Origin of the sequence: Okeania sp. SIO2F4 (assembly GCF_010672385.1) — a bacterium.
In the GTDB taxonomy this organism is placed as follows: Bacteria; Cyanobacteriota; Cyanobacteriia; order Cyanobacteriales; family Microcoleaceae; genus Trichodesmium.
This window is the reverse complement of record NZ_JAAHGT010000224.1, coordinates 1-11,684: the sequence shown is the minus strand read 5'-3', so window position 1 is coordinate 11,684 and position 11,684 is coordinate 1. Positions and strand designations below refer to the sequence as shown.

The window sequence follows — 11,684 nt, the reverse complement described above, 5'->3', positions numbered from 1 at the left end:
TAATACTTATTATATACAGGACTTACGCAAAATATGCAATTATACGCCATATGTAGGGGCGATTCGCATAGATGCCCCTACAAGATATGGCGCTTGGAGCGTAAGTCCTGATATAGTTGGGGGTGGGGAGTGTGGGGAGTGTGGGGAGTTTGGATAGAATGATAAACATATATCATATAGAACCGTTCTTAGAAACCTATGATTATCTATATAAATCTATGATTTTCTATAAATAATCTGTTCTATTCCTGCTTCTACCTGGCAACGTCGGCGTTATCCAGTCCGCAAGCTGTCACGGTCGAACTGACCGCCATAGCTAAATTTAACGCTGCATTTAAGTCTCGATCACAGCTAAAATTGCAGTGTTCGCAATTTGATTACGCGCTCTGATAACAACAGAGACTCTTTAACAGCTCCACACCTACTGCAAGTCTTAGAACTAGGAAACCATCTATCCATAACAACTAGCTCAGAACCGTATAACTCACACTTGTACTCCAACTGCCTACGAAACTCATAAAAACCCATATCAGCAACGGCCTTAGCTACGTTGCATGCAACGTAGCTGTGATTTGACATCATTCCTGATACATTTAAGTCTTCTATTACTATCTGGCTGTGGTTTTTAGCCAAATAGTTAGTCAGTTTATGCAACTTATCTTTCCTGATGTCAGCTATTTTGTTGTGTAATTTAGCTATTTTTAGCTGTGCTTTTTTCCAATTAGACGAAAACTTGGTTTTATGTCTGTTTAGGTATTGCAATCGTGATAGTTTGGATTCTAATTTTTTGTAAGGTTTACCACCATCGAATACTTCTCCTGTTGACAATGTTGCCAAAGTTTTAACTCCTAAGTCTACACCAACTACATCTACTGATTTTTCAGTGTTTTGAGATTCTCTTTCTACTTTAAAGCTGACAAACCAACGATTAGCTTTTTTACTAATGGTTACAGACTTGGGATTGATATTATCTGGTAATATTTCAAAAGTTTTCACCCATCCAATTCGGGGTAATTTAATTTGATTAAAACCTACTGAGATTGAGCCATCTAGAGTGAAACTATCGTCTCTACCTTTTTTCTTGAATTTAGGTTGATCAGACACTTTGGTAAAGCAACGTTTCCAAGCATTTGATAAATACCTCAAAGCATATTGAGGCGCTGTTTTAGAGACTTCGTATCGACCAATAGTTATTCGGTTTAACCATTGCCACCAAAAGTTTATGCAGGTCGATAGATGTGGGAAATTTAAGTTTACTGTCAGGATTATTTGAATTGTGATCGAGAATGTTCCTAGTTAACCATAGTCCCCAATTATAGGCATGACGGGCTACAAAGCGCGTGTTTAGCCAGCAATGTTTTTTGCTGGTTTGTGGGGTGTAACTCAGTTTTGAATCCAAGTAGCATAAACAGATAATCCCAGATTTTTATAGATAATACCAGATTTTAGCCAACAGTTACAAGCCCCTGAAGGTATCTTCATAAATATTAAGTTTTTAACGCCTTGAGTCAGGAGACAGGAGACAGGAGACAGGAGGTAAGAGGGAATCAGAGGGAAGAAGAAAGATGGGCGTTGCTGAATCAAGGGATGAATCTTTTTGGAACAGGTAAATCTTATCTTTAAATACTTCATACTTATTTTTTATCCAAGGCTACAATTCATCCCACACTCTATGCAACGCCGAAAGATGTGGGGAGAAATAATACAAAAAATTCAACACTCCTTCAGATGATTTTTCCTCAAAATTGATGCACGAAAAGACTTGACTAACATAATTATATAGCTATCAAATGGGTTCTATAACCGGATTCTATATGAGACTTATATCATGTCAGGTTGAATACTAATAGGGAGCAAGGAATGGGGAGTAGGAAGAATAGGGAGATTTGGCATTAAAGCGAGAAGATAGGTTTTTTCGATCGCTAAGAGGACTTAGGCAAAATTATTTGTTATAGTCTAGCTTTAGTCTAAGGTGCGTTGCAACACACCCTACTGGAGTTACCCATCTAAAATGGTGCGTTACGACGGATTGTTAAATACCTTTCACAGTATAGATTTTAGCCGTAAATACGCACCCTACAAATTTTGCACAAAATTAGCTGTGTCAGTCCACTACTGATAACTGATAACTGATTACCTGCGACTAGCTCCAGAGTAAACCACACCTCTTTGAGTATCCAACGTCAAAATTGTTCCATCCCGCACCACATTGGTAGCATCCTTAACTCCCACGATCACTGGCAACCCCAACCGCAAACCAATAATTGCAGCATGACTGGTAACACTATCCTCTTCCGTCACCACTCCAGAAGCTTTTCGCATTGCCTCCACAAACTCAGCATTTGTCTGATTAACCACCAAAATTTCTCCAGGGTTAAAATCCCGAACCTCTGTCGCACTACGAGCGACACGAGCGCGACCGCTCACAGAACCCTGACCAACTCCAGTACCTTGACCCAAAACTGCAGTTACTACCTCAACTTTAACTAAATCTGTTGAACCTGCTACACCTTGCAAAGTACCCGCAGTCATCACTACTAAATCTCCATCAACCAATAACTCCTTTTCCTGAGCTACATTAATTGCTGATTGAAAAGTCTGACCAGTAGAAGACAAATCTAACACCAATAATGGTCGGACACCCCAAACAAGTTGTAACTGTCGCGCCACATCCACATGGGGAGTCACTGCTAAAATAGGAGTTCTTGGTCGAAACTTAGATACATTTCGTGCGGTTGCACCTGTTTTTGTCATACTCATAATAGCTGCAGCATCTAACTGTTGGGCAATTTGAGCAACAGCTTGACTAATTGCATTAGGGATAGAATGACCTGTCTCATTCATACTAGAAACATTGCAAGTAATAACTTCCTGCTCAATGCGTTTGGCGATGGTCGCCATTGTTGTGACAGCTTCCACAGGATAGTTACCTACTGCAGTCTCATTCGATAACATTACTGCATCAGTACCATCAATAATTGCATTTGCCACGTCAGAAATTTCGGCACGGGTAGCGCGGGGGTTGTTCACCATACTATCTAACATTTGGGTAGCAGTAATTACAGGAATTCCCATCCGGTTAGAAGTAGAAATTAATCGTTTTTGCAGCAGCGGTACATCCTCTGCTGGTAGCTCCACCCCCAAATCTCCACGAGCAACCATAACTCCATTACACAAAGCCAAAATTTCTTCCATTTGTTCGATCGCTTCGTGTTTTTCTATTTTGGCAATTACAGGCACTTTTTTCCCAGCATTAGCAATTAGTTGTTTAATCTCTAAAACATCCTGGGGGTTACGGACAAAACTAAGTGCTACCCAGTCTACCCCTTGGTCGAGACCAAACATTAAATCTTTTCTGTCTTTATCTGTCAGTGCTTTAACTGACAGATAAACCCCTGGAAAATTGACACCTTTATTATTAGAAAGAGTACCACCAACTACAACCCGACAATGTAGCTGTTTCTCTGCTTTATCTACTTTCTCCACCAACATTTCTACTTTGCCATCATCGAGGAGAATTCTTGCTCCTTCTGGCACTTCATCTGCAAGAAGTTCATAAGTTACAGAGGAAATTTCTTGAGTTCCTGGCATCAAGTGACTCGTCAAAATAAATGGCTCTCCACGATCTAAAGAAATTGAGCCTGTTTCAAATTTTCCTAATCTAATTTTTGGTCCTTGAAGGTCTTGTAGAATGGCTACCGGTTGATTTAGCTCAAAAGAGGTTTGTCGGATCAGCCGAATACTACGTTGATGATCGTCATGGGTGCCGTGAGAAAAGTTGAGTCGCAGGGTTGTAGCGCCAGCCTTGATTAGTTCCCGAAGTACATCAGGTTCAGTAGTGGCTGGGCCAATAGTGGCTACTATTTTGGTTCGACGCAGACAGTTTTGTAGTTCCATGAGTTTAGGGTGTTGGTAGATTAGGTAGGATAAATATCTTGATTTTTAATTATTTGTATATAGTAATTACTCTATAAACACTTAACTTATTCAAAAAACAAAAATTTAGATTTTTTTAATCAGACCTCGCACTTAAGGGCGGAGTTTAAATTTAAAGATAGTTGATTAACTTCTGGACAAAGTTACAGTTCTATCTAGTTTATTGGTTATTATGCTCATGGGTAATATTGATATATTAGACTAGCATAATCAACAGATTTCAATTTAACTATTTAAGGATTACTTTTTACTCTTATATTATTTAGTAACCAAAAACCAGGATTTTCTCTAATTAAGTTTTGGGATCTTGATTAAAGCTATGGGGATCTCCCCTAACTTTTTTTTATTTTCTCCCTTGACAAAAATGCTAATTATCCTATTTACTTTATATTGTTTCATATATCTTTACAAAAAGTTGTATGTATCGTATGCTACCAGAAGAAGTGTTAATTAATATTAAGGAGTGAAAATAACAATGTTAGAGGCAGGACTGCAAACAACAGTCCCAAGAGAGTTACTTGGCCCTTCTGGAGGCTTAAATACTAACTTACTCATGTTTTTGAGTGCTTTAGGAATAGTTGTTTTATCAACCTGTGGTCACTTTTGCTGGTACTTTCCTGGATGGTGCTGCTTTTTAATGAATGTACTAGCCTTACATATAGCAGGAACAGTTATTCACGATGCGTCCCATAATTCAGCCCATAAAGACCGCTTAGTTAATGCTATTTTAGGTCATGGCAGCGCCCTACTTTTAGGTTTTGCCTTTCCAGTATTTACAAGAGTACATCTACAGCATCACGCCCACGTTAATGATCCAGAAAATGACCCAGATCATTTTGTTTCTACTGGTGGCCCTCTGTGGCTAATTGCAGCTCGTTTTTTCTACCATGAAATCTTCTTTTTTAAAAGACGACTGTGGCGAAAGTTTGAGCTATGGGAATGGTTTTTCAGCCGTTTGATAGTCTTCATCATTGTAGGGTTATCTATATATTATGGGTTTGTGGACTATATTTTAAATTTCTGGTTTTCCCCTGCTTTAGTCGTGGGTATTGCTTTAGGGTTGTTTTTTGATTATTTGCCTCACCGTCCTTTTGAGGAGCGCGATCGCTGGCACAATGCTAGAGTTTATCCAAGTGCCATTCTCAATATCCTAATTGGTGGGCAGAACTACCATTTGATTCACCATTTATGGCCTTCTATACCTTGGTATAATTACAAACCTGCTTATGAAGTAATGAAACCACTGTTAGATGTTAAAGGTTCTCCTCAATCTTTGGGATTGTTGCAAGGAAAAAACTTTTGGAGTTTTCTGTATGATGTTTTTTTAGGAATTAGGTTTCATAAACATTAGCCTCAGCATTTAGCTGTCAGCTTTTAGCTTTTAGCTAGACTATAGTTACTAATTCTTGTGCATAAATTATTATTAATAGATATCTCCAAAAATCTAAAATAAAGTCAATTTATATCCATAAATCATCAATTAATTCTGCCTATTCCCTATTGCTTATTCCCTCTTTTCTGGAGATGTTTAATAGATTTCAGAAATTAATTATCTGTTTTAATAACTTCCTGTTTATGATGAGTATGGAAGTTATTAAAACAGACTAAAATATCTAGTAATTAAGATTCAGTTATTTTAAGCATTTAGCTATTTGGTCTTAATATTTTTCCTCTATTTGTTTAGCTTTTAGCCTTGGTTGCTATATTTTATTAACTGAAAAATTACTATAAATGATAGAACTCTCCAATAAGAAAAAATAACTTGCAAAACAACCAAAAATAAAATAAATTATCCTACAGAAATCATAAATTATTTCCCCTTACTCCCTACTCCCTACTCCCTATTTTCAAGAAATGATTGACTTAAGTGGAAAAGTTATTTTAATTACAGGTGCATCTAGTGGCATTGGTGCTGCCACAGTAGAAACTCTCGCAAAAGCAGGAGCTAATGTGATTTTACACTACTATCATAAACAGCAAGCAGCAGAAGCTATAGCCGAGAAAATTGGTCAAGATAAATGTTATTTATTAAAGGTAGATTTAGCTGAGAAAAATGCTGCTGTGAAATTGTGGCAAGAGGCGATCGCCTGGAAAAATCATATTGATATTTTGGTGAATAATGCTGGTATTTTTGTGAGTGCTAGCGTAGATGATGAAATAGATGTTTGGACTAATGCTTGGCAACAAACTTTGCAAGTAAATTTAGTCGCAGTTGCCGATCTATGTCGAGAAGCAATTCGTCATTTTCAGACTCGCAAGGGTGGTACTATTATTAATATTGCTAGTCGTGCTGCTTTTCGGGGAGATGACCCCGAACATATTCACTATGCTGCTAGCAAAGGTGGTGTTATTTCTCTAACTCGTACTATTGCTCGTGGTTTTGCTAAGGATAATATTTTAGCTTATGCGATTGCACCAGGGTTTGTCCGTACTGAGAGAGTAGAAAGTTATCTGCAAGAAGTAGGGGAAGAATTTGCTACCCGTGATATTCCCTTGGGTAAGTTGGCAACACCAGAAGACGTTGCCAATGTAGTAGCTTTTTTAGCATCTGGTTTATCACCTCATACCACAGGAGCAACTATTGATATTAATGGTGCTTCTTATGTGCGCTGAATTTTTTAGTATAGCATTCAGATATCAGCTATCAGCTCTAGATCGCAATGATAGGTGGTGGTGCATTGTAATCGTGGTCTATTGTAATTATTTGGGTCAAAGGGAAGGATCGTGGGAGCATCTTGCTCCCTTGCGGTAGCGTTGTTAATCCAAATATACCATTACGCGAGTAGACTACCCAATGATATTACTTCTGACTTGAGACTTCAGCGAAGCGACTGACTCCGCAAATTGCAGCTAAAAGCAACCATCCAATTGTGTTAACTCGTAAATCAAACAACGTCACATCAAACATATTAAATATAGTGCAGGCAGCAAAAGCCACTAAATAACTAAAAAAGATTAAACGGTCTTCTTTAGAATTAATATCAGACCAATTAATTAATAACAAGACTGCCTTCCCCAATATCCAACCTACCCAACCACACAAAAACAAAGTAGCAGGAATTCCAGTTTCTGCCGTCAACATCAAAAACAAATTATGAGGATGACCAAGCCATGTTTGCATCTGTGCTTCATACAGAGGAGTAAAATTCCGCAAACCCCAACCGAAAAACGGCTTTTCCCTAGTCATATTCCCAGCAAACTGCCATTGGGTAGTTCGTAAAATAGCTACAGGTCGGTCAAAATTCCGATCTGTGAGTCGTTCCCAAAAGTATTCCGGAACAATAACTCGTAACCATTTGCTTAAAGGTGCAGGAGCAAAAGCAGCTCCGAAGACAGTTGCCACTGCTGTCATTACTAATCCTACCAACCAGTTCCAACTCAGATAAATAGCATAAGCTAGACCAGCAAAAACAACTAGTCCCCAAGCATTGCGTGAATTTGTCAAGATTAACGCAACGCCATTACCAATCATTGTAACTGTGAGAAAAATAAATGTTTGATGGGAACTGCTCTGAAAAATCTCGCTCAGACTTAAACTTTTACCGAAATTTGCTTCTGGTCTTAAATTGTATTCTGTTGTAGTAGTTTGGAGTTGATGAAATTTCTTCCTTCCACTCCGTTGCAGTCGCAATGACCGAATAATATTTTTAAAGGTAACTGAGTATAAAGATTTCCATTTTTCAATCCACAACCCCAACCCTAGAATAAAAACAACACTCAAATAAATTGCCAAAATATTAGCATACATAAATACTGAAGCCATTCGCCCAGGGGGGTTGCCCTGTGGTGCAAGTATCCAACCAAAAATAATCTGTAAATTTAGGAGACCAGACCAACCCCAAAATAATTGCCCGAAACCTAAAATTATGACAGGTATTGAAGAAATTACCATTACCCAAGAAAGTTGTCGTAGTTGTGCCGGAGTTTTAATTAAGGCACTAAAAGCAGCAAACACTCCAAAAAAAGGTAATAAATTAGCTAATCCTAAAAATGCTTCTTGGCGGTTCCAGGCAAAAAAGGTGGCGATCGCTAACCAGAGACCTAGACAAGTTAAGGCTATATTGTAGGAAGAGGTAATAATAGTGCGCCATTTTTTGACAAAAGTGCTAATAACTGCAAAAACTAGAGTTAAGATTCCCAGAGTTGGCAACAAAGGGAAAATTAATAATCCTAGCTTAGTTAATTTCCACTCTTTATGTAAATAATAGTCAGAATGATAATTCAATTTTTTTTAGTATTAGGTAGTAGAATATTTTATCTCAACTTTATAGTAGTGGCGTGTCAAACTTGAAAATGTAAGTTAAAAAACCTAACCCCCCAACCCCTCTCCTGCAAGGAGAGGGGTTGGGGGAGAGGTCTTCTAGGTCCTCGCTCAAACATCCACAATTTTAGTCTAGACACGCCAGTAGATTGGGTTAAGCACCAGTGCAACCCAACAGATATAGCAAAATTGGTAGTGGACTGTTTCATCTTAAATGTTGCAATAGAAAAGTGTCTGGAGATTGCTTAAGTGTCGTTTGCTATCGCAAAGCTGCGCTTTTCATGTCGCAGAGCGAAACGCAATGACAAATCTAATTTAGTTTAAACGGTCCAGTAGGGTACGTTAGACACTAAAAAATCATAGATGTAAAAACGATTTAACAATCCGTCGTAATGCACCATTTTAGATGTAGGTTAGGTTGAGGGATGAAACCCAACAACAATATTTCTCCCCTACTCCCTACTCCCTCTTTAAAAAATCATAGATTTCATTAATGGATAATTGATAATTAACTCTGCTTAAAACCGTTACGGAATTGAATATAAGGAATATTGTCTTTGTTTTCCCCTATCCAAGGGGAGGCTTTCAACCAGAATTATTTAATTATTAATTATTAATTCTTCGGTAAAAACGATTTAACAATCCGTCGTAACGCACTATTTTAGTAGTAGAGCAAGCCAATGTTTAATAGATATCTCCAAAAATAAAAAATCAAATCAATCCCATACCCAGAAACCGTCAATTATTTCCCCCTACTCCTTACTCACTCTTTTCTGTAGATGTTTAATGATTCTAGATAAATAGCACTTATCCTACTAGGTGCCTTACGGCGCAATCTACTTTCTTAGAGATAATATATTCCTAATAGACATAGGCGTGAAAATTCAAAATAGAATCAATTCTTATCCAGAAATTATCAATTACTTCTCCGTGTTCCCAGTTAAGTGTTCCCTGTTCCCTCTTTTCCACCAGAGGTCTAATAATAGCCTAACGCACCCTACTGGACTGACACAGCTAAAACTGTACATTAGAAAAATGACTTAATATCTAATAAATTCAGACTTTCCCTAACTACTACAAATTTTGCTGACTTTTGGAGTGTTTATAATGTGAGCGTCTCGCTCATATCAAATCCGCTTGCTTTGGAGTATTAAGAAACCGGGTTTATGGGAGGTAGATGTTAGTATGGTGGAGTATTTAATAAACCCGGTTTCTCTACTTTTTTATACCGATGCTACCGGATTTTATATCACCCATGAGAGCAAGATGCTCTCACTAGCCAAAATATAATTTTAACAGACCATTACAAAGGTTTCAAAATTTCTGGATAAATATTGATTTTGCGCTAACCTTAAATCATATTTGCTATAATTTTTTTAAATTTTCCATTATTATCTAATAACATGAAATCAGCAACAGTCAAACAGTTATTTATCCATCCAGTTAAGGGGTTAACTCCTAAAGTTTGTCAGAGTCTTTTCCTAAATGCGGGTCATGGTATTAGAGGAGATCGCGCTTTTGCTTTGATGTTTCTTGACTCTGAAAACCAGACCCCAGCAAAAGTAATACCTTGGATGAGGAAAAAGCATTTTGCTGTACAGAATGACTGGCCTGGTTTAGCTGCGTTAGATTGCGATTTTGACCCAGCAACAGATGTTTTGACTGTGCGACAGCAAGGGGTTCAGTTGGTCAGGGAGAATACAAGTTTGTCTGAGGGTCGCGATCGCTTAAGTGCTTTTTTTACAGATTATTTAACGACTCTGGAAGCGAACAAAGGGGCGCAACATCCTCATAAAGCACCTTTGCAGTTAGTAGGGGATGGGAAAAACAGTCGTTACCCTGACAGGGAACCCGTACATATTTCTATTATTAGTCAAGCAACTATGGATGATTTGGCAGCAAAGACTGGTCAGGTATTAGATGTGCGGAGATTTCGTCCTAATGTGGTTGTGGGAGGAATTGATGCTTGGTCAGAATTTGATTTGGTGGGGAAAAAGTTGTGTTTAGGTGAAGCTGAGATTACTGTTACTGCTAAGATTAGGCGGTGTATGAATATTGAGGTTGACCCAGAAACTGGCGATAGCGATGTTCCATTATTATCGGTGCTGAAAGAAAAATATGGTCACGCTCACACGGGGGTATTAGCAACTGTTGATAGTGATGGGGTAGTGGCGGTGGGAAGTATTTTACAGGTTTTGAGTCTTTAAGTATCTAGTGGCGTGACACACCACACCTAAAATGTTCCAATAGTAGTGGCGGGTTCCGTGTTAAATTAATGGTATCAAAATTTGATTAAATGAACCCGCCCCTGTTTTCCCATGTTAAATAACTATAATAAACAATCTTTCCCTAACCTTGTAGGGACGTTGCATACAATGTTCCTATATTGCGCTTAATTAATGTTACTTGATATAAGTTCTGATAATATTAGTTTCTTGTTTTTTTAGGAAAAATCATTATAATCTAAAAAAAACCGATAGGAAATTAAATTATGGAAAGTCAATTATCTGGAAGTTGGCAAGACTGGGTAGGAGTTGCAGGTTATGTTTTATTTGCAGGTTTTATTGTCTGGCGCGTACTAACAATGCCAGCAAAGTAGTCAAAAAATACGAGGTACGGGAGCAATATGCTCCCACTGTCGCGCCTCCTAACAAACATAATAACAATGCACCAGCATATTTATACTTCAATCTCCCCATATCCCCACACTCTCCTACTTCCTTCTGCCGTTTACACGTTTCCTAACCCGCTTTGACAGGTGATAAAAATCGTGAGGTTTGTTTCCCAGAGGTTAACCCCTGCAAGCTCTTGAACAAATACCATTGTTGGGAAATTTGGATTGAAAATTAAAAATTATTCACCCCTCTCCTCGTAGGAGAGGGGTTGGGGGAGAGGTCATACCCATAACTATACCACCTTATAATCCATATACCACAAAGTACAATCTGACTTATCCTCAAAATATACAGCAGTTTCCGAAGCTATGAGGTACATATATTGAGGGTTTTAGGGAGTAGGGGAGTAAGGGAGTAGGGGAACAAGTAAAAAATATTTACCCTATCAAAAGTCCAGTTATTGTACCTCATAACAACGGGAAGCGCTGTATCAAAAATTCCTGCAAATGCCTTCCCTGCAACAACAAAGGTGGTTGGTCTGGTTTCTGCAACCAATCTAACTTTTGGCGTTCAGGAGCGAGCGCTACTATTTTAAACCGTTCGATAAATACAAGCCTGGTTTGATCTTTATATGAAATCTAGTATAGCTGGTTTACTAATAAGCTTAAAAGATGCCGATAAATAATTTGACACGATAGCATAATAAAACTCAAATGACTTGGGAGATTCTACCATCAGTATTAGACATCTCCAGAAAAGAGGGAACAGGAAACACAGAGAAGTAATTGATTTTACTTTTGATTTTTGGAGAGGTCTATGAGTAAAAACTCCAAGTAGGGTTCGAGCGCTCAAGTCAAACCCCAACTAGGCAT

Annotated in this window: 7 protein-coding genes; 3 read left to right on the top strand and 4 right to left on the bottom strand. The window is 38.1% G+C overall.

Going from position 1 to position 11,684, the window contains the following annotated elements; all coding sequences use genetic code 11:
* Positions 1–351: 351 nt before the first annotated feature.
* From F6K22_RS15870 to pyk, 3 genes are all read right to left on the bottom strand, one after another.
* Positions 352–1,146, bottom strand: a complete 795-nt coding sequence (locus tag F6K22_RS15870; protein WP_293099529.1) for an RNA-guided endonuclease InsQ/TnpB family protein — start codon at positions 1,144–1,146, stop codon at positions 352–354.
* 167 nt (positions 1,147–1,313) lie between these two features.
* Positions 1,314–1,406 carry a helix-turn-helix domain-containing protein gene (locus tag F6K22_RS15865; protein ID WP_293099527.1) on the bottom strand — a complete coding sequence of 31 codons (93 nt, stop codon included), beginning with the start codon at positions 1,404–1,406 and terminating at the stop codon, positions 1,314–1,316.
* 727 nt (positions 1,407–2,133) lie between these two features.
* Complete coding sequence (pyk, locus tag F6K22_RS15860; RefSeq protein WP_293099524.1) at positions 2,134–3,897, bottom strand: pyruvate kinase; 1,764 nt, start codon at positions 3,895–3,897, stop codon at positions 2,134–2,136.
* Between the two features lie 514 nt (positions 3,898–4,411).
* On the opposite strand from pyk, the gene crtR reads away from it, so the two are divergent.
* Positions 4,412–5,287, top strand: a complete 876-nt coding sequence (crtR, locus tag F6K22_RS15855) for a beta-carotene hydroxylase (RefSeq protein ID WP_293099522.1) — start codon at positions 4,412–4,414, stop codon at positions 5,285–5,287.
* Positions 5,288–5,790: 503 nt separating this feature from the next.
* Complete coding sequence (locus F6K22_RS15850; protein WP_293099519.1) at positions 5,791–6,549, top strand: SDR family NAD(P)-dependent oxidoreductase; 759 nt, start codon at positions 5,791–5,793, stop codon at positions 6,547–6,549.
* Between the two features lie 187 nt (positions 6,550–6,736).
* On the opposite strand, the gene F6K22_RS15845 is transcribed toward F6K22_RS15850, so the two are convergent.
* Positions 6,737–8,161, bottom strand: a complete 1,425-nt coding sequence (locus F6K22_RS15845; protein WP_293099516.1) for an O-antigen ligase family protein — start codon at positions 8,159–8,161, stop codon at positions 6,737–6,739.
* A gap of 1,439 nt (positions 8,162–9,600) precedes the next feature.
* On the opposite strand from F6K22_RS15845, the gene F6K22_RS15840 reads away from it, so the two are divergent.
* Complete coding sequence (locus F6K22_RS15840; RefSeq protein ID WP_293099513.1) at positions 9,601–10,404, top strand: MOSC domain-containing protein; 804 nt, start codon at positions 9,601–9,603, stop codon at positions 10,402–10,404.
* The last annotated feature ends 1,280 nt before the right edge of the window (positions 10,405–11,684 follow it).

Excerpts from the sequence above, each read along its gene's own strand:
- pyk (WP_293099524.1), bottom strand. The coding sequence starts at position 3,897 with ATGGAACTACAAAACTGTCTGCGTCGAACCAAAATAGTAGCCACTATT.
- F6K22_RS15850 (WP_293099519.1), top strand. The coding sequence starts at position 5,791 with ATGATTGACTTAAGTGGAAAAGTTATTTTAATTACAGGTGCATCTAGT.
- crtR (WP_293099522.1), top strand. The coding sequence starts at position 4,412 with ATGTTAGAGGCAGGACTGCAAACAACAGTCCCAAGAGAGTTACTTGGC.
- F6K22_RS15840 (WP_293099513.1), top strand. The coding sequence starts at position 9,601 with ATGAAATCAGCAACAGTCAAACAGTTATTTATCCATCCAGTTAAGGGG.
- F6K22_RS15865 (WP_293099527.1), bottom strand. The coding sequence starts at position 1,406 with ATGCTACTTGGATTCAAAACTGAGTTACACCCCACAAACCAGCAAAAA.